Source organism: Kocuria sp. 2SI (assembly GCF_005502825.1).
GTDB lineage: Bacteria > Actinomycetota > Actinomycetes > Actinomycetales > Micrococcaceae > Kocuria > Kocuria palustris.
The window spans coordinates 21982-41246 of sequence record NZ_SCNB01000024.1 but is presented as its reverse complement, the minus strand read 5'-3'; the positions used below and the strand labels follow the sequence as shown (position 1 = coordinate 41246).

The following is a 19265-nucleotide window of genomic DNA, read 5'->3' as shown; positions in this document are numbered from 1 at the left end:
CGACGGCCAGGTGAAGCAGAGGCTGCGGGGTGAGCGAGGGGCGCGGCGCTGAAGAAACATTGCCGACGCGCGTGCGCGAATGTGCAATAGTGATCCCATGAGGTGTCATCCGTCATAGCGGCGCCTCCTCGGGCAGTTCCCGCATCCTTGAGCTCGCCTCCGGCGCTCGTCGTCCGGACCCACGAAAGGCTGAAACCCCCATGGCAGCACAGCTTCGCTTCCGCGCCCTCTTCGCCGGCACCGCCATCGCGGCGCTCGCGCTGACCGGTTGCGTCCAGTCCACCGACGACGAGGGCGGGGACGACAGCTCGTCGTCCTCCGAGGAGAGCTCGGCCCCCGAGTCGAGCGCCCCCGAGGAGACGACCGAGGCCTCGGAGGAGAGTTCGGAGTCCACCGACGAGGAGTCGTCGGACGACGAGTCGGCTTCGGAGGACGAGTCCGCCTCGGACGACGCATCGGCCTCCGAGGACGAGTCCGAGTCCTCGGACTCCTCCTCCAGCTCTGCCGCTTCCGGCGAGGCCCCGGAGGACCTCTCGGACTCCGACCTGCTCAGCAGCCTGTCCACGCAGATCAACGGCGCCCAGCTCATGGCGATCACCGCCGACCAGCTCGCCTCCACCGGCACCGATCCGGAGGAAGATCTGCTGGAGGCTTTCGGGGAGGACTTCGCCGTCTCGCCCGCCAGCTGCCAGGACCCGTTCCTGAACGCCCTGCTGGGCGGAGTCCATGACACGGACGGCGTCCTGGCTGTGGATCAGGAAAGCACCCTGATGGTCTCGGCCGAGACCTTCGATGACGCCGCCGCCGCAGAGGACGCCCTGCAGGCCGACCGCGACGCCGCCGATGGCTGCGGCGAGGTCGAGGTCACTGCGGACGGCACCTCCGAATCCGCTGAGCTGTCCACCTCGGATCTCGAGGTCGAGGGTGCCGACAGCGCCTACGAGGCCACCGTGGAGATCGAGGGCGAGTCCATCTCCACCGCCGGAATGGCCTATGGCAACACCGTGATCACGGTGGTCGACACGGGGCAGGTCGAGGGCGATCCCGCCCCGGACAATGCCGCGCTGCTCGAGGAGGTCGCGACCGCCCTCTCCGAGGGCTGAGTCGCAGCCTCCGGCCCCTGACGGGAGCCGCACCGCCTCGACGGCCCGAGGAGCACCTGCAGCGCCAGGTGCTCCTCGGGCCGTCGTCGTTCCCGCACTGTCCCGGATCGTGGTGCTGCGGGGCCTCACAGCGCGCTGTCCGGACGCCCGCGGAAGCGGGCCGTCGGGGCTAGGATGGGCGGGATCCGGACCCGGACGTCAATGCTGACGTCACCGCGCACCGCCGGAAGGGCGCCGCTCATCGGCGGCGCCGAACGTGACGACCTGTGAAACGGAGCGCCTGTGGCACTGCGCCTCTCCTCCCTGTTCCTGCGCACCCTGCGCGAAGACCCGGTCGATGCCGAGGTCGCCAGCCATCGTCTGATGGTCCGCGCCGGGCTCATCCGCCGAGCCGCGCCGGGGATCTACACATGGCTTCCGCTGGGGCTGAGCGTTCTGCGGAAGGTCGAGGAGATCGTCCGCGAGGAGATGGCCGGGATCGGGGCCCAGGAGGTCCACTTCCCGGCCCTGCTGCCGCGCGAGCCCTACGAGGCGACCGGCCGCTGGGAGGACTACGGCGACAACCTCTTCCGCCTCAAGGACCGCAAGGACGCGGACTACCTGCTGGCGCCCACGCACGAGGAGATGTTCACCCTCCTGGTCAAGGACCTGTACTCGTCGTACAAGGACCTGCCGGTGCGGCTCTACCAGATCCAGACCAAGTACCGCGATGAGGCCCGCCCCCGGGCCGGGCTCATCCGCTCGCGCGAGTTCATCATGAAGGACTCGTACTCCTTCGACATCGACGACGCCGGCCTGGAGGAGTCCTACCGCCTGCACCGCGAGGCCTATGTCCGGCTCTTCGACCGGCTCGGGCTGCCCGTCGTGGCCGTCGCCGCCACCTCCGGGGCCATGGGCGGCTCGCGCTCGGAGGAGTTCCTGCACCCCACGCCCATCGGCGAGGACACCTTCGTGCGCTCGCCGGGCGGCTACGCGGCCAACGTCGAGGCCGTGACCACCGTGGTGCCGGACTCCCTGCCGCTCGAGGGCCAGCCGGAGGCGCATGTGGAGCACACGCCGGACTCCGCCACCATCGAGACCCTTGTGCAGCGCTCCGACGAGATGCACCCCAAGGACGACGGCCCCTGGGCGGCCGCTGAGACGCTGAAGAACGTCGTGCTCGCCGTCACCACCCCGGAGGGCGAGCGGCGCCTCGTGGTCATCGGGCTGCCGGGCGATCGCGGCGTGGATCTCAAGCGCGTCGAGGCCGGGATCGGCGCCCTGATCGGCGTTGGGGGAGAGGTCGAGGTCGAGCAGGCCACGGAGGCCGATCTGGCCAAGCACCCGCAGATCGTCAAGGGCTACCTGGGCCCGGGCCTGAACCTGGAGGAGCCGCTGCTGGGCGTGAAGTCGACCACCGGGCTGCCCTACTACGTGGATCCCCGCGTGGTCCCGGGCTCGCGCTGGCTCACCGGTGCGAACATCGCCGACCGACACGTCTACGACCTCGTGGCCGGCCGCGACTTCACCTGGGACGGCACGGTCGAGTGCGCCGAGGTGCTGCCCGGAGACCCGGCCCCGGACGGCTCCGGGCCGCTGGAGGCCGCTCGGGGCATCGAGATGGGCCATGTGTTCCAGCTCGGGCGCAAGTACGCCGAGTCCCTGGGGCTGAAGGTCCTGGACCAGAACGGCAAGCAGGTCGTGGTGACCATGGGCTCCTACGGCTTCGGCGTCACCCGCGCGGTGGCCGCGCTCGTGGAGTCGAACCACGACGACAAGGGCATCATCTGGCCGCGCCACCTGGCCCCGGCGGACATCCACGTGGTCCCCACGGGCAAGGGCGAGGAGGCCGCCGAGGCGGCCGAGCAGATCGTCGCCCAGCTCGAGGAGGCGGGCGTCAGGGTGCTGTTCGACGACCGGAAGAAGGTCTCCCCGGGCGTGCGCTTCGGCGACTTCGAGCTGCTCGGCGTGCCGAGCATGCTCGTGATCGGCCGCGGGCTGGCCGATGGCCTGCTCGAGATCAAGGATCGGGCCACGAGCGATTCCCGCGAGATCCGCCGCGAGGACGTCGTCGCGGAGGTCCTGGCCGAGATCGGCCGCTGAGTCCGTCGCACCCATGACGAAGGGGCCCGAGCCGCACGGCTCGGGCCCCTTCGCGATCTGCTGCGGTGCGGCCTCAGTCCTGAAGACCGGGCAGCGGCCCCACGGGCTGGTCGTCCTGCGCCCGGGCCATGGCCAGGCGCATGAGCACCGCAGTGCCGGGGTCGGGGGAGGGGGAGTCGAGCTCCTGGGCCTGGGGATCGGATGCCGCGGCGATCTGGGCCAGGGCGGTGTCCTGGAGCTGGTCCATGAGCCGGTCGCGGGCGGCATCCGGATCGTCGCGGAAGCCCTCGGGCATGCCGGGGGAGCCGTCGATCACGGACGGGTGGCGCTGCTCGAGGGCGGCGAGCCAGTCGCTGTCCTGGACCGGCAGCAGAGCCTCTGCCCAAGCTGAGGAGTCCGGCCTCTGCTGGGACGGCAGGTGCGACCAGGTCCGGGCTGCGTCCCTGGCCTGTCCGAGCTGGCGGGCCAGGACCAGCTCGGGATGCGGCGACTCTCCCGCGGCCGTCGGCGCCGGGTCCTGGCCGTCCTGCGCGGCCGGCAGGGCGTCGTCACCGGTGAGCTCGGGGACGGCGCGCTCGACCTTCTTCGCATCGGCGCCGAGCTCCAGGGCCGTGGCGGCGCGATGGGCGGCGATCGAGCTGAGGAGGACCTGCTGCTCGGGCGCTGCGGACGGGCCGTGGACGATCATCCGAGCACTGGACAGGAAGGCGCCTGGCAGGCCGGGGACGTAGTCGGCCTGGCTCACGCCCACGGGCGCCCCCTGCTCTTCGGCGGCCTCGAGCGCGCGCTCGGAGGGCTGCAGTGCGTCGAGCTGGTCCTGCAGCTCCGCTCGCAGCTCGTCCTGCTGCGCCTGGGGAAGCTCGTCGAGGCCCTCCGAGTCCAGCAGCTGCTCGATGTCCCGGTAGACCTGTGCCACGGCGATCTCCCCGTCGTCGGCGGGACGCCCCGGGCCCAGTCGCCAGATCAGCACCGCCAGAAGGATCACGACCAGAGCCGCCGCGACGATCGCGGCGGCTCGGCCGCGGGAGGTCAGCTTCATGCCGGGAGGCTCCTTGCTGCTCAGGCGGGGCATCCCGCTCGGGCTCATGTGCGCCCATGGTAGGTCGCACCCGGGGACGGCGGTGGGTCGGGCTGTCCCAGCCAGCCGCTACGCTCGTGCGCACAAGCGCTCTCGGCGGCTCGGACTCGGCCCGCGTGCCGGGAGCGCGATGCGGAGAAGCTGCCCGAACGCAGCCGGTCCCGCACCGACTACCCGAAGACGCAGGAGGACATCGTGAGCGAGCACCCCGCCCAGGACCCGCTGGCGGCCAAGCTGCAGGAGCTGCTGAGCCCCGTCGTCGAGGCTCAGGGCCTGTTCCTGGAGGACGTCGAGGTGGAGGGCTCGGGCTCCCAGCGGATCGTGCAGGTCCTGGTCGATCTGCCGGAGGACCGCACCGACGGCGTCGACATGGAGGACATCGCCCGCGCATCGCAGGCCGTCTCGGAGGAGCTCGACCGCACGGATCCGGTCGACGGTCCCGCCTACGAGCTCCAGGTCTCCTCGCCCGGGGCCGCCCGTGCGCTGGAGCGCCCGCGGCACTGGCGGCGCTCGATCGGCCGGCTCGTGGACGTGCAGCCGGTGGATCGCACCACGCACGGGCGCAGCTTCGAGGCCCGCGTGCTGGAGGTCCAGGGCGAGCAGGTCACGCTGCAGCGCAGCACCCAGGTCAAGAAGGGCATGCCCATCAAGCTGCAGGACCCGGAGACCTGGGACCTGTCGCAGATCAAGCAGGCCTGGGTCCGCGTCGAGGACTGAGCTGCTCGTCCCGCCGGGGCGGTGGTGAGCGCACCGGTGTAGACTGCCTGGCTGACACCGGCGGCGCCGAGGGCCTCGAGCACCCTTCGCAGGCACCCGCGCAGCGCCGTCATAGACCCGCGAACAGCGTTCCGTCCCACCGGACGGTGCGCTGTCGTCGCACTCGGGGTCCTCGCGCGGCGGGGAGCCCGATCGGCTCGATCCGGAAAGGCCCCTCGATGGACATCGATATGAGCGCCCTGCGCATGCTGGAGCGCGAGAGCGACATCCCGCTGGATCTGCTGATCCCCACCATCGAGCAGGCGCTCGTGCTCGCCTACCAGCGCTCGCCCGGGGCCATCAAGGACGCCCGCGCGGAGCTGGACACCAAGACTGGTCGCGTGACCATCTGGGCCGCCGAGGTCGACGAGGACGGCAACCGGGTGGGCGAGTTCGACGACACCCCCTCCGGCTTCGGGCGCATCGCCGCCTCCACGGCTCGCAGCGTGATCGTGCAGAAGCTGCGCGACGTCGAGGACGACACCGTGCTGGGCCACTTCAAGGGCCGTGAGGGCGAGGTTGTCTCCGGGCAGATCCAGCAGGGCCGCAACCCCCAGATGATCCAGATCGATCTGGGCACCGTGGAGGGCGTCCTGCCCCCGCACGAGCAGGTTCCCGGCGAGAAGTACACCCACGGCAGCCGGATCCGCGCCTTCGTCGTGGAGGCCAAGCGCGGTCCCAAGGGACCGTCGATCACCCTGTCGCGCTCCCACCCGGACCTGGTGCGCCGCCTCTTCGAGTTCGAGGTCCCGGAGATCGCCCAGGGCGACGTCGAGATCATGGCCATCGCCCGCGAGGCTGGCCACCGCACCAAGATGGCGGTCGTGGCCAATACGCAGGGGATCAACGCCAAGGGCGCGTGCATCGGCGAGATGGGCACCCGCGTGCGCGCGGTGATGAACGAGCTCGGCGGCGAGAACATCGACATCGTCGACTGGTCGGGCGACCCCGCCCGCTTCATCGCTGCCGCGCTGTCGCCGGCGAGCGTGGTGCGTGTGGATGTGCTCGACGGGCGCGGCCGCTCGGCCCGCGCTGTGGTCCCCGACAGCAAGCTGTCGCTGGCCATCGGCAAGGAGGGGCAGAACGCCCGCCTCGCAGCCAAGCTGACCGGATGGCGGATCGACATCCTCTCGGAGTCGGACGACCGCCAGCGCCGCGAGGCCTGAGCGGATCGCGAGGCCCGGACCCCCGCTGCGCCCGGCTCGACGGCACGGGAGAGGACAGACTCCGGGCATCGGATGGTCCCGATCCCTCCGGCCGTCCGGGCCCGGCCCGGAGTGTGCTGTGCGCGGCGATACTGCGCGGGCGTCCCGAGAAGAGTAGGATGGTCGCCGGTCCAGCCGCAGCCGTGACCGCCTCCAGCAGGCGCGCTCGGCCCTCGCGGATCCGGCAGGAAGAGGTGCGTACACACGTGGGACACGTTCCGCAGCGCACCTGCATCGGCTGCCGTGAGGTCGTCGGCCAGGACCGGCTCGTGCGTCTGAGCCTCGTTGCAGGAGAGCAGGAGCCCGTCGTGGTTCCTGATCCCGCGCGTCGGCTCGGAGGTCGCGGAGCATGGCTGCACCCTTCGCGCGAATGTGCGGACAGGGCCCTTCGACGGAGAGCCTTCAATCGGGCCTTCCGGCGATCCGTTCCGATCCAGGACGAGGCGCTGCTGATCGAGCAGATCCTCCAGGGCGATCGGGACGGCAGCACCAGCACGACCGCCGCAGTCCGCACTGCGGCCGGAAGATGACCTCATCCCGCACGGCATGGGACTGAGGACACAGGATGCACTTGATGGGGAAGCGAGCAAGAAGCTGATGGACATCCGATGAGTGCCGAACGATGAGTGCCCCAGCGCACTCGGCAATGGATGCCCTCCTACGGTCCGAGCGACTCGGAGGGTCTCCGACAGACCGTTAGTCGGTCCGCCTCCTGTCACGAGCGCGGGCCGGGACAGGAGAGAAGTGGCTAAGCAGAGAGTTCACGAGCTCGCCAAGGAGCTCGGGATGACGTCCAAGGAGGCGATCTCGACCCTGCAGGAGCTGGGCGAGTTCGTCCGGGGCGCGTCCTCGACCGTGGAGCCCCCGGTCGCCAAGAAGCTGAAGGAATCGCCGCAGGCCAAGGCCGCGCTGGCGAAGAAGGGCGAGAAGGAGGGCTCGGCCAAGGCCGAGACCTCCAAGCCCGCCGCCAAGCCGTCCTCGACCGGTGCCAAGCCGGCAGGCGGCGCCAAGCCCGGCGCGTCCTCCGCACCGAAGCCCGGACAGTCGGTCCCCACGCCGGCGACCGCCGGTCAGACCGCGCAGCCCGAGCAGAAGACCGAGGAGCAGGCCAAGCCTGCTGAGCAGGCGCCGCCGGCGCCTGCCGCCGAGTCCGAGCCGGCCGCGGCCCAGCCGGAGAAGCCCGCCGCCGAGAAGCCCTCGGTCGAGCAGGCTCCCGCACCCGAGGCCCCGAGCAAGCCCGCCCCCAAGCCGGGCAGCGCGGCTCCCAAGCCGGGCGGTCCCCGCCCGGGCAACAACCCGTTCACGCCCAAGCAGGCCGGCGGGGCGCAGCGCCCCGCTCGCTCGCAGGGCGGCCCGCGTCCGGGCAACAACCCGTTCGCCGCCCAGCAGGGCATGGGCACGCAGCGCCCCGGCCAGGCTGGTCAGGGCGGTCCCCGTCCTGGCGCCCCGCGTCCGGGTCAGGCTGGTCAGGGCGGTCCTCGTCCCGGTGCACCTCGTCCGGGTGCCCCGCGCCCCGGCCAGGGTGCCGGTGCAGGCGGTCCCCGTCCGGGCGGTCCGCGCCCCAGCCCGAACATGATGCCGGGCCACACCAGCAACGTGGCTCCGGTCGGCTCCCGTCCGGCCCGCGGCGGCGGTGCCGGCGGCGGTCGGCGCGGCGGCCCCGGTGGACCCGGCGGCGGTCCGGGCGGCGGCTTCCGCCCCGGCGGCGGCCCCGGTCGCGGCGGTCGCGGCGCCACCCAGGGCGCCTTCGGTCGCGGCGGTCCTTCGCGCAAGGGCCGCAAGTCGAAGCGCGCCAAGCGCCAGGAGCTGGAGCAGATGAATGCTCCCAAGGTCGGCGGCGTCTCGGTGCCGCACGGCGACGGCAATACTGTGGTGCGCCTGCGCCGCGGTGCCTCGCTGATGGACTTCGCGGAGAAGATCGACGCGAACCCGGCCTCGCTGGTCACCGTGCTCATCCACCTCGGTGAGATGGCCACGCAGACCCAGTCGCTGGATGAGGAGACCTTCGAGGCGCTGGGCGCCGAGCTGGGCTACGTCATCCAGATCGTCTCCCCGGAGGACGAGGAGCGCGAGCTCTTCGAGTCCTTCGACATCGACCTCGAGGCCGAGCAGGCCGCCGAGGGCGAGGAGCAGCTCGAGAAGCGTCCTCCTGTCGTGACCGTCATGGGCCACGTCGACCACGGCAAGACCCGACTGCTGGATGCCATCCGCAACACCCGCGTGATCGAGGGCGAGGCCGGCGGCATCACCCAGCACATCGGCGCCTACCAGGTGTCCCAGGAGGTCGACGGCGAGGATCGCGCGCTGACCTTCATCGACACCCCGGGTCACGAGGCGTTCACCGCCATGCGTGCCCGCGGTGCGCAGGTCACGGACATCGCCCTGCTCGTGGTGGCCGCCGACGACGGCGTCATGCCGCAGACGGTCGAGGCCCTGAACCACGCCCAGGCGGCGAACGTGCCGATCGTGGTCGCGGTCAACAAGATCGACAAGCCCGAGGCGAACCCGGAGAAGATCCGCGGTCAGCTGGCCGAGTACGGCCTGGTGCCGGAGGAGTACGGCGGCGACACCATGTTCGTCGACGTCTCCGCCCGCCAGTCCCAGAACATCGACGAGCTGCTCGAGTCGATCGTGCTGACGGCCGACGGCGCCCTGGAGCTGCAGGCGAACCCGAACAAGGACGCCCGCGGCGTGGCCATCGAGGCCAACCTGGACAAGGGCCGCGGCGCGGTCTGCACCGTCCTGGTCCAGTCGGGCACCCTGCGCGTGGGCGACTCGATCGTCGCAGGCGGGGCTCACGGCCGCGTCCGCGCCATGTTCGACGAGACGGGCGCTGCGGTTGAGGAGGCAGGTCCCTCCCGTCCGGTGCAGGTGCTCGGCCTGTCCACGGTGCCGCGCGCCGGCGACACCTTCATCGCGACCCAGGAGGAGCGCACCGCTCGCCAGATCGCGGAGAAGCGCCAGGCGGCCGATCGCAACGCCCTGCTGGCCAAGCGCCGCAAGCGCGTCACGCTCGAGTCGTTCGACCAGGTCGTGGCCGAGGGCAAGATCGACACGCTCAACCTCATCATCAAGGGCGATGTCTCCGGTGCCGTCGAGGCGCTCGAGGACTCGCTGCTGAAGATCGAGGTGGCTCCGGACGAGGTCCAGCTGCGCGTCATCCACCGCGGTGTGGGTGCGATCACGCAGAACGACGTCAACCTGGCCACGGTCGACAACGCCGTGATCATCGGCTTCAACGTCCGACCGGCCGAGCGCGTCACCGAGCTCGCCGACCGCGAGGGCGTCGAGATGAAGTTCTACTCGGTGATCTACAACGCCATCGACGACGTCGAGGCGGCCCTGAAGGGCATGCTCAAGCCGGAGTACGAGGAGGTGGAGCTCGGCAAGGCCGAGGTCCGCGAGGTGTTCAAGTCCTCCAAGTGGGGCTCGATCGCCGGCTCGTACGTCACCGAGGGGCTCATCCGCCGCAACGCGAAGGCCCGCCTGGTGCGCGACGGCAACGTCGTCAAGGAGGGCCTGACCATCGAGTCGCTGCGCCGCTTCAAGGACGACGCGACCGAGGTCCGCGACGGCTACGAGTGCGGCATCGGCCTGGGGTCGTTCAACGACATCAAGGAAGGCGACGTCATCGAGACGTGGGAGATGCAGGAGAAGCCCCGCGCCTGATCGTCGTCGATCCCTCGTGCGGCCCGCATCGCAGGTTCCGTTCCGCAGCCGCCCTCGGGCGGACGGCTCGGTCCCGCGCTGCGGGCCGCACGCTCCGGCACCGTCGCGGTGCCGCCCCTGACACTGCACTGCAGCGCACTGGCCCGCGGGTCCGTGCGCGAGAACTGGAGAGATCATGGCCGATGCACAGCGGGCCTCCCGCATGGCAGACCGCGTCAAGGTGATCGTGGCCAAGGCACTGGAGCGCCGGGTCAAGGACCCGCGCCTGGGCTTCGTGACCATCACCGACGCACGCGTGACCAACGACCTGCAGCACGCGACCGTCTACTACACGGTCTACGGCAGCGCCGAGGAGAAGGCCGATTCGGCCCGTGCTCTGGAGTCCGCCAAGGGCATCCTGCGCGCCGAGGTCGGCAAGAACATCACCGCCCGGCTCACGCCCACGCTCGAGTTCGTGGCCGATGAGATCCCGGAGGCGGCCTCCAACTTGGAGGACGTCCTGCGCCGGGCCAAGGAGAAGGACGCCGCTGTCGCCGCCTCTGCGGCCGGGGCCACCTACGCCAACGGCGAGAACTCCTACCGCACGGACGAGGCCGACGACGCCCAGTCCGCGGCCGCTGAGGCCGACGACGAGGATCCCAGCGGCACTCGTGAGCGCTGAGCCGCAGGCGGGCGGATCGGGGCGCAGCGCGCAGACGCCGCGCCCCGATTCCTCGCTGACCGTGCCCGAGGGACTCGTGGTCGTGGACAAGCCGAAGGGCTGGACCAGCCACGACGTCGTCGGGCGGATGCGCCGGCTGTGCGGGACGCGCAAGGTCGGCCACGCCGGGACTCTGGACCCCATGGCCACCGGTGTGCTGATCGTGGGCGTCGGGCGCGGGACCAAGCTGCTGACCCACCTGGTGGGCGCGGACAAGACCTACGAGGCCACCATCCGCCTGGGCGCCACCACCGTCACCGACGACGCCGAGGGCGAGCTCACCGGCACCGCGGATCCGAGCGACGTCGCGGCCGTCACGGACGAGCAGATCCGCGCGGCCGTCGTCGAGCTGACCGGAGACCTGGAGCAGGTCCCGTCCGCGGTCTCGGCGATCAAGGTCGACGGCAAGCGCTCCTACGCCCGCGTGCGCGCGGGGGAAGAGGTCGCCCTCGAGGCGCGGCCGATCACGGTCTCGCGCTTCGACGTGACGGAGATCCGCAGGGACCGCGATGCCCTGGAGCTCGACGCCGTCCTGGACGTCTCGTCGGGGACCTACATCCGGGCGATCGCCCGCGATCTCGGCGAGGCCCTGGGGATCGGCGGTCACCTCAGCGCGCTGCGCCGCACCCGTGTGGGCGCCCTGGGCCTCGAGCAGGCCCAGGAGCTGGAGGCGCTCACCGGGATCGTCGCCGGGGGAGCAGCGGTGCCGTCCACCTCGCTCGATGAGGCGGCCCGGGCCATGTTCCCGACCCGTGAGCTCACCGCGCAGCAATCGGTGGAGATCGGGCAGGGCAAGCGCATCGGACCCACCGGCACCGGACCGGGGGAGCTCACCGCAGGCTTCGATCCGCAGGGCCACGTGGTGGCCCTGCTCGAGGATCGCGGACACGCCGAGGAGCGCACCGCCAAGTCGGTCCTGGTCTTCCAGGCGCAGGGCTGAGAACGGGCCGGTCGCCACGGCGGCCGCAGGACAGGAAGCAGAGAAGACACGGATGCTGTGGGGATATGACGGGTGGTTCTGGGCCTCGGTGGTCCTGGGCGGCCTCTCGACGCTGATCTGCGCCGTGGAGGCGCTGCGCAAGCGGCCCCCGGGAGATGCCACGCAGGGCTCCGTGCTCGTGCTGGAGGCCTTCCTGCTCGTCTACCTGATCGGCTCGATCTTCCTGGGGATCCTCGGTCCGGCGGCCTCGGGCTCGGCGCTCGAGTACTGGGGCTACCTGCTGACGGCGCTGCTGATCCCGGCGGGCACCTTCATCTGGTCGCTCGTGGAGCGCTCGAGCTGGTCCAACTGGATCCTGGCGGCCACGGGCCCCACGATCATCGTGATGGTGTACCGGATGAACTTCATCTGGTACTACCAGTGAGTCGAGAGGACGCCATGCAGCACACCGACCCTGAGAGCCCGCGCTCCGCCTGCTCCGAGCCGGAGCCTCCCGGGCGACTGCAGTCGCGCTTCGGGCCGCGGGAGGGCGCACGGCGCACCGACCCGAAGTCCTCGGGCTTGGGCCGGGTGATCATCGTGGTCTACGGGATCTTCTCGCTGTCGGCCGGAGTGCGCTCGCTGTATCAGATCCTCACCCAGTTCGACGTCGCTCCGCTGGCCTACCTGCTCTCGCTGTTCTCCGCGACCGTCTACGTGGTGGCCGCAGTGGCGCTGGCGAAGACCGGGCCTGGCTGGCATCGGATCGCCACGGGTGCCGTGCTGGTGGAGCTCATCGGCGTGCTCGGCATCGGCGCGATGACCTTCGCCGCCCCGGAGCTGTTCGCCGATGAGACCGTCTGGTCGCACTTCGGCCAGGGCTACGGCTATATCCCGCTGCTGCTGCCGATCGTGGGGCTGATCTGGCTGCGCCGCACCCGCCCCCTCACCGACCGCTCCACCGAGACCGCAGGAGACCGCGCATGAGCACCGACGACACCGCCGCCAGCACCAGCCAGGGGCTCAGCGTCCCGCGGCTCACCGACGGGGCCCTCACCCTGCGGGAGCTGACCCCCGCCGACGCCGAGGCTCTGACCGCGAACTGCCAGGACCCGGTGGCTGTGCGCTGGACGACCGTTCCCGAGCCCTACGGCGTGGAGTCGGCGCTGTGGTACATCCGGGAGTACGTGCCGGGCGCGCTGAAGGCCGGATCGGCGATCAACTGGGCTGCCGAGGATCCCCAGGGCCGCTTCCTCGGGACGATCGAGCTGTGCCGGCTGCGCGCCGGTGCAGCGGACATCGGCCTGAACTTCGGCCCGCATGCCCGCGGCACGGGTTCCGCCGAGGCGGCCTGCCGCCTGGTGATCGATCACGCGTTCGGCACCATGGGGCTCACGCACCTGCACTGGCTGGCCTTCGACGGCAACTGGGCCTCGCGCAAGCTCGCCTGGAAGCTCGGTTTCTCCACGCCCGTTCTGGTCCGCGGTTACATGGAGCAGCGGGGCCAGCTGCGCGACACCTGGATCGCGACCTTGACCGATGCCGATGACCGCAGCCCGTCCGAGCCCTGGGGCGGCCCGGCACCGGCCTGAGGCATCCGACCCGCCGGGGAGTCGGTGTCAGCGACTACCCTGGAGCGAGTGCCGAGCGGTGCCCGTCCGGATGAGGCCCGCCGGCCCCATCCGCAGCCCGCGATCCGCTGAGCCCACCACCGTCCGACCGCCCAGATCCGCATCGCGGACGTCGTCCTGACGGACGACGCCGCGCCTGCCGAGGAGACCCGTTGCATCGCTTGCACGACCTGTCCGAGCTTCCCGAGGACCTCGGGCCCTGCGTGGTCACCGTCGGGAACTTCGACGGCGTCCATCGCGGGCACCAGGAGGTCCTGGGGATGGCCGTCGAGCGCGCACAGCGCGAGGGCGCCAGCTCGGTCGTGCTGACCTTCGACCCGCACCCGGCCCTGGTGCACCGCCCGGATCAGTACCGGGGCCAGATCATGGGCACCTCGGACAAGGTCGATGCCATGGAGCAGCTCGGCGTGGACGCTGTGCTCGTGCAGCACTACGACCTCGCCTTCGCCTCGCAGGACCCGCTCGAGTTCATGAGGCGGTACCTGCTGCGCGGGCTGCGCGCCTGCTGCGTGGTCGTGGGCGCCGACGCCCGGTTCGGGCGCGGCAATCAGGGCGATGTCTCCGCCCTGCGCCGCTTCGGCGCCGAGCACGGCTTCGACGTCGTCGTGGTCGAGGATCTCGAGTGCTGCGGCACTGTGCCGGCCCAGCTGCGCACCACGAACCTCCCGCTGGTCGGGGTCGACGGCCCCGTCTCCTCGCAGGAGGACACCGACCATGATCCTGAGGACCGGCGGATCTCCTCGACCTGGATCCGCGAGCGCCTCATCGCCGGCGACGTCGAGGACGCCGCACGCCTGCTGGGTCGTCCGCACCGCATGCGCGGCACCGTGGTCCACGGCGCCGCGCGCGGTCGCGAGCTCGGCTTCCCCACGGCCAACCTCGCCCCGGACTCCGACGGCTACATCCCCGCCGACGGCGTCTACGCCGGCTGGCTCACCGACGCCTCCGGACAGCGCTGGCCGGTGGCGGTCTCGGTGGGCTCCAACCCCACATTCGAGGGCGTCTCCCGGGTGGTCGAGGCGCACGTGATCGACCGGCCCCGCGAGCGGGTGGAGGACTTCGACCTCTACGGCCAGGAGGTCATCGTGGAGTTCATCGCCCGCCTGCGCGGCATGGTGGCCTACGAGGGCGTGGAGAAGCTCGTGCAGCAGATGAGCCTGGACGTGGAGAACACCCGCAAGATCCTGGCCCAGCACCCGGAGGGCATGGCCGACGTCGCCCCCTGACGGCGCGCTGCAGGCGCCGCCGCCTGAACGACCAGAGGCAGAGACGGACTGAGGGCCGCCCGGGGGAGTCCCCGAGCGGCCCAAAGTCCATCAGGCAAAGCGCGCGGTCAGCGCGCCCGACTCACATCTCCTCGTGCTCGTCCGGGTCGAAGCCCGAGCCGGAGAGACCGGTGTGCAGCAGGCGGATGCGCTCCATCTGCTGATCGCTGAGCTCCCAGCCGAAGACGTCGAGGTTCTCGGCCATGCGCTTGGGGTTCGAGGACTTGGGGATCGGCAGCACCGCGGACTGGATCTCCCAGCGCAGGATGACCTGGGCCGGGGTGCGGTTGACCTGCCCGGCGATCTCGGCGAGCCACTCGTGGTCGAGGATGTCGGTCTTGCGCCCCAGCGGCGACCAGGCCTGCACCAGGATCCGCTTGTCGTGGTGGTGGGCGCGCAGGGCCTCCTGCTGGTACTGCGGGTGCAGCTCGACCTGGTTGACCGCCGGGGTCTCGCCGGTCTCGGCGATCAGGCGATCCACGTGGGCCGGGGTGAAGTTGGAGACGCCGACCGAGCGGACCAGGCCCTCCTCGCGCAGGGCGAGCATGGTCCGGAAGGTCTGCACGTACTTGTCCTGCTGGGGATTGGGCCAGTGGATCAGCAGCAGGTCCAGGCGGTCCAGGCCCAGCCGCTCGAGCGAGCCCTCCACGCTGGCGCGCACCGTGGCCTCGTCGCCCTGATCGCGGCCGGGGATCTTGGTGGTCACGAAGACCTCGTCGCGGGGCAGCCCGGCCAGGGCGATGCCGCGGCCCACGCCGATCTCGTTGCCGTAGTTCACGGCGGTGTCGATCAGGCGGAAGCCCCGGTTGATGCCCTCGTAGACGCCGACCTCGGCATCGGCGTCGTCCATGGGGTAGGTGCCCATGCCGATCTGCGGCAGCTGGTGGCCGTCGTTGAGGGTGTGGCGGCGCTCGGAGACGCCCACCTGGTCGGCCAGGGCCGGATCGATCTGCGTGGTCTCGGACTCGCGGCTGTCTGCGGACTCGGTCATGGGCCCACTCCTCACTGCTCGGGGACGGTGCGCCGGGGCCGCAGCGGAACGGGCCCGGAGGGGTTCGCCCTCCAGTCTTGCACTGTCCCCGGACATCGTCCGGCTCACAGCCCGTGTGGCGCGCGCCTGCTACCATGATCGGCGGTCCGCCTGCAGTCCGTGGCGGACGGGCCCCTGAGTCCGCACGATCCGCTCGTGCGAGCTCCTGCCCCGGCGCGATCACCTTCGCAGCCGGGACGCACGGCACTGGACCCCGAAGGAGTTCACACATGGCACTCGACGCAGCTGTCAAGCAGTCCATCATCGAGGAGTACGCGACCCACGAGGGCGACACCGGTTCGCCCGAGGTCCAGGTCGCGGTCCTGACTCGCCGGATCTCGGATCTGACCGAGCACCTCAAGTCGCACAAGCACGACCACCACACCCGCCGCGGCCTCATGGCCATGGTCGGTCGCCGTCGTCGCATGCTGACCTACCTGCAGAACACGGACATCGAGCGCTACCGCTCGCTGATCCAGCGTCTCGGCCTGCGCCGCTGATCGCATTCTGACCCTTGCCTCGGGCGGGGCCGCCACGCAGCTCGCGGCGGTCCCGCTCGTGGTCTACGGGCGCGGATCCCGCCACATCCGCCGCCGACGCCCGCCCACCGGCTGAGCGTCCGGACGAACATTCGCAGCCCCTCAATGCTGGTCCGCGCGTCGCGGACCTGTCAGGCTGGGTCTGCACGAACAAGCCCCGGGGCCCACGGATGGGTCCGCAGGGCATCCGCGATGGACGGCTCCAGCCGTCCTCGTCGATCCGGCCCGCACGACGCCCGCGTCCCGGTCCTCGACAGTGGTCCACGGAATCCCCGCAGCCTCGCTGCCGCGGCCGTGGACTTCGATCGAAGACCGTGCGCCGTGCGAGCGGGGCGGATCGGACACTGCCAGATCACCCCGATCGTGGAGACGATCGCGACGAAAGGAAGGTGGCCCTTGGAGGGTCCCGAGATCCAGTCCGCCGAAGCCGTCATCGACAACGGCCGCTACGGCCAGCGCGTCGTGCGCTTCGAGACCGGTCTGCTCGCGCAGCAGGCAGCCGGCTCCACCCTGGTGTCCATCGACGATGACACCACCCTGCTGTCCACCACCGCGGTGGGCAAGAAGCCCCGCGAGGGCTTCGACTTCTTCCCGCTGACCGTGGACGTGGAAGAGCGCATGTACGCCGACGGACGCATCCCCGGCTCGTTCTTCCGCCGCGAGGGCCGTCCCTCGACCGACGCCGTGCTGGCCTGCCGCCTGATCGACCGCCCGCTGCGCCCCGCCTTCCAGAAGGGCATCCGCAACGAGGTCCAGGTCGTCGTGACTGTGCTGGCGATCGACCCCGACGAGATCTACAACACCATTGCGATCAACGCCGCGTCGATGTCCACGACCCTGTCCGGCCTGCCCTTCGGCGGCCCGGTCGGCGGCGTGCGCCTGGCCCTGATGGCCGAGGCCGACGGCACCCACCAGTGGGTCTGCTTCCCCAAGCACTCCCAGCTCGAGAACGCCGTGTTCGACATGGCCGTGGCCGGCCGCGTGGTCACCAAGGCCGATGGCACCGAGGACGTCGCGATCATGATGGTCGAGGCCGAAGCCACCGACCGCTCGTGGGAGCTCATCAAGGGCCAGGGCGCCGTGGCGCCCACCGAGCAGATCGTGGCCGAGGGCCTCGACGCCGCAAAGCCCTTCATCAAGGCGCTGTGCCAGGCCCAGTCGGACCTCAAGGCCCGCGCCGGCAAGCCCGAGATGGAGCTGCCGCGCTTCGGCGGCCACGGCGACGACGTCGCCCAGGCCGTCAAGGACGCCGTGGGCCAGCGCCTGGTGGAGGCCTACTCGATCGCCGGCAAGCAGGAGCGCGAGGACGCCACCGACGCCCTGCACCAGTCCGTCCTGGAGGAGCTGACCGGTGAGGGCAAGCCCTTCGCCGAGCGCGCCGACGAGGTCAACGACGCTTACCAGGCCCTGACCAAGCACACCGTGCGCCAGCGCGTGCTCTCCGAGAACGTGCGCATCGACGGCCGCGGCCCCCGCGACATCCGCGAGCTGACCGCCATGGTGGAGATCCTGCCGCGCGTGCATGGCTCGGCGATCTTCCAGCGCGGCGAGACCCAGATCATGGGCGTCACCACGCTGAACATGCTCAAGCTCGAGCAGCAGATCGACTCGCTGTCGCCGGTGAAGTCCAAGCGCTACATGCACCACTACAACTTCCCGCCGTACTCCACCGGCGAGACCGGCCGCGTGGGCTCGCCCAAGCGCCGCGAGATCGGCCACGGCGCTCTGGCCGAGCGCGCACTGGCCCCCGTGATCCCGTCGCGCGAGGAGTTCCCCTACGCGATCCGCCAGGTCTCCGAGGCCCTGGGCTCCAACGGCTCGACCTCCATGGGCTCGGTCTGCGCCTCGACCCTGTCGATGCTCAACGCCGGCGTGCCGCTGCGCGCCCCGGTGGCCGGCATCGCCATGGGCCTGATCACCGGCGAGGTCGACGGCAAGCCGGCCAGCGTCGCGCTGACCGACATCCTGGGCGCGGAGGACGCGCTCGGCGACATGGACTTCAAGGTCGCCGGCACCTCCGAGTTCGTCACGGCCATCCAGCTGGACACCAAGCTCGACGGCATCGACGCCGAGGTCCTGGGCGCCGCCCTGGCCCAGGCCCGCGATGCCCGCCTGGCCATCCTCAACGTGATCGCCTCCGCGATCGATGCACCGGACGAGATGTCCGAGTACGCCCCGCGGATCATCACGGTCAACGTGCCCGTCTCCAAGATCGGCGAGGTCATCGGCCCCAAGGGCAAGATGATCAACCAGATCCAGGAGGACACTGGCGCGGACATCTCCATCGAGGACGACGGCACCGTGTTCATCGGCGCCGTGGACGGCCCCTCGGCCGAGGCCGCGCGCTCGGCGATCAACGCGATCGCCAACCCGCAGGTCCCCGAGGTGGGGGAGCGCTACCTGGGCACGGTCGTGAAGACCACGACCTTCGGCGCCTTCGTCTCGCTGACCCCGGGCCGCGACGGCCTCCTGCACGTCACCGAGCTGCGCAAGCTCAACGACGGCAAGCGCGTCAACGACGTCGAGGACGTCGTGGGCGTGGGCCAGCAGGTCCAGGTCGAGATCACCAAGGTCGATGACCGCGGCAAGCTCTCGCTCTCGCCGGTCGTGGCCGACGACGCCGCCGCTGAGGCGGACGAGGACTCCGCCGCCGAGTGATCCCTCCACCGGCTCGCACCTGAGCCGCACGAGGCCCCGGGCCCCGCATCCGCCGTGGATGCGGGGCCCGACCCGTCTGAGCCCCTCGGGGGAGGCATGTCTGCGGGCGGCGTGCGGACTCGGGATCCGGGGTACGGTCGAGGCGGGCCTGATGCTGAGGCAACGGGCCGTCTCCCCTGGTCGGCGCCTTCCGCACGTGGAAGCGAATGCCTTGTCCGCACACACCTCAGACAGCCGTCCGCCTCAGGACGGGGCGAGTTCCACGTCTCCGCGGCCACCGCCCAGTGGCTGCTCACCGGCTTCATGCTGACGATGGCCGTCGTCATGCCCACCACGGGCTGGAGGCTCGAGCGGTTCTCGACCCGGGCGGTCTTCATCGTCGCCGTCGCCGCGTTCCTGCTCGGCACCCTGCTGGCCGCGCTGGCGCCGTGGTTCGGGGTCCTGCTGCTCGACCAGCTCTTCCAGGGCGCGGGCACGGCCGTGGTGCTACCCCTGATGATGGCGGTGACCATGACCCTGGTGGCCGCCTCGGGCCTGCTGGGTCTGGCCAGGCTGCGCAATGTGGGGCCCCGCGCCGTCTGCCGCTGGACGTGGTCTGCGTGGTGCTCTCCCTGTTCATCCGGGCCCCCA

At 71.1% G+C, this 19265-nt stretch carries 16 protein-coding genes and 1 pseudogene; 15 read left to right on the top strand and 2 right to left on the bottom strand.

What is annotated here, in order from left to right:
- Positions 1-200 precede the first annotated feature (200 nt).
- Both FFS25_RS11665 and FFS25_RS11660 read left to right on the top strand, forming a co-directional pair.
- Entirely contained in the window at positions 201-1103 is a 903-nt protein-coding gene (locus FFS25_RS11665; RefSeq protein ID WP_137803038.1) for a hypothetical protein, read from the top strand.
- A gap of 282 nt (positions 1104-1385) precedes the next feature.
- The gene (locus FFS25_RS11660; protein WP_137803037.1) at positions 1386-3185 is read left to right on the top strand and encodes a proline--tRNA ligase; all 1800 of its coding nucleotides are present in this window, start codon (positions 1386-1388) and stop codon (positions 3183-3185) included.
- 73 nt (positions 3186-3258) lie between these two features.
- Here FFS25_RS11660 and FFS25_RS11655 read toward each other — a convergent pair whose 3' ends face one another.
- Entirely contained in the window at positions 3259-4224 is a 966-nt protein-coding gene (locus FFS25_RS11655) for a hypothetical protein (RefSeq protein WP_137803036.1), read from the bottom strand.
- A 234-nt stretch (positions 4225-4458) separates the two neighbouring features.
- Here FFS25_RS11655 and rimP point away from each other — a divergent pair, with 234 nt between their 5' ends.
- The 10 genes from rimP to FFS25_RS11605 all read left to right on the top strand — a co-directional run bounded on the left by rimP (position 4459) and on the right by FFS25_RS11605 (position 14369).
- Positions 4459-4980 (top strand): ribosome maturation factor RimP, encoded by a 522-nt coding sequence (gene rimP, locus FFS25_RS11650; protein ID WP_137803035.1) that lies wholly within the window; start codon positions 4459-4461, stop codon positions 4978-4980.
- Between the two features lie 218 nt (positions 4981-5198).
- The gene (gene nusA, locus FFS25_RS11645) at positions 5199-6185 is read left to right on the top strand and encodes a transcription termination factor NusA (RefSeq protein WP_137803034.1); all 987 of its coding nucleotides are present in this window, start codon (positions 5199-5201) and stop codon (positions 6183-6185) included.
- Positions 6131-6754: a YlxR family protein gene (locus tag FFS25_RS11640; protein ID WP_349654432.1), complete on the top strand. Its 624-nt coding sequence runs from the start codon at positions 6131-6133 to the stop codon at positions 6752-6754. Before nusA ends, FFS25_RS11640 begins: the two co-directional genes overlap by 55 nt.
- A gap of 214 nt (positions 6755-6968) precedes the next feature.
- Positions 6969-9893 (top strand): translation initiation factor IF-2, encoded by a 2925-nt coding sequence (infB, locus tag FFS25_RS11635; protein WP_137803032.1) that lies wholly within the window; start codon positions 6969-6971, stop codon positions 9891-9893.
- Between the two features lie 175 nt (positions 9894-10068).
- Positions 10069-10554 (top strand): 30S ribosome-binding factor RbfA, encoded by a 486-nt coding sequence (gene rbfA / locus FFS25_RS11630; protein ID WP_137803031.1) that lies wholly within the window; start codon positions 10069-10071, stop codon positions 10552-10554.
- Entirely contained in the window at positions 10544-11533 is a 990-nt protein-coding gene (gene truB, locus FFS25_RS11625) for a tRNA pseudouridine(55) synthase TruB (RefSeq protein WP_137803030.1), read from the top strand. Before rbfA ends, truB begins: the two co-directional genes overlap by 11 nt.
- Positions 11534-11585: 52 nt before the next feature.
- On the top strand, positions 11586-11957 hold the full coding sequence (locus FFS25_RS11620; RefSeq protein ID WP_006214471.1) for a hypothetical protein: 372 nt from the start codon (positions 11586-11588) through the stop codon (positions 11955-11957).
- Between the two features lie 14 nt (positions 11958-11971).
- Positions 11972-12499, top strand: coding sequence for a hypothetical protein (locus tag FFS25_RS11615; RefSeq protein WP_171004195.1), 528 nt, complete (start codon positions 11972-11974; stop codon positions 12497-12499).
- The gene (locus FFS25_RS11610; protein WP_137803029.1) at positions 12496-13104 is read left to right on the top strand and encodes a GNAT family N-acetyltransferase; all 609 of its coding nucleotides are present in this window, start codon (positions 12496-12498) and stop codon (positions 13102-13104) included. Before FFS25_RS11615 ends, FFS25_RS11610 begins: the two co-directional genes overlap by 4 nt.
- Before the next feature lie 200 nt (positions 13105-13304).
- Complete coding sequence (locus FFS25_RS11605) at positions 13305-14369, top strand: bifunctional riboflavin kinase/FAD synthetase (RefSeq protein WP_137803028.1); 1065 nt, start codon at positions 13305-13307, stop codon at positions 14367-14369.
- Positions 14370-14490: 121 nt separating this feature from the next.
- Here FFS25_RS11605 and FFS25_RS11600 read toward each other — a convergent pair whose 3' ends face one another.
- Complete coding sequence (locus FFS25_RS11600; RefSeq protein ID WP_006214487.1) at positions 14491-15399, bottom strand: aldo/keto reductase; 909 nt, start codon at positions 15397-15399, stop codon at positions 14491-14493.
- Positions 15400-15668: 269 nt separating this feature from the next.
- Between FFS25_RS11600 and rpsO the strand changes: the two genes are divergently transcribed.
- From rpsO to FFS25_RS14065, 3 genes and pseudogenes are all read left to right on the top strand, one after another.
- The gene (gene rpsO, locus FFS25_RS11595; protein WP_006214488.1) at positions 15669-15938 is read left to right on the top strand and encodes a 30S ribosomal protein S15; all 270 of its coding nucleotides are present in this window, start codon (positions 15669-15671) and stop codon (positions 15936-15938) included.
- 435 nt (positions 15939-16373) lie between these two features.
- Entirely contained in the window at positions 16374-18635 is a 2262-nt protein-coding gene (locus tag FFS25_RS11590) for a polyribonucleotide nucleotidyltransferase (protein WP_137803027.1), read from the top strand.
- A gap of 96 nt (positions 18636-18731) precedes the next feature.
- Positions 18732-19148, top strand: a pseudogene (locus tag FFS25_RS14065) (MFS transporter); the annotation flags it as partial.
- Positions 19149-19265 lie beyond the last annotated feature (117 nt).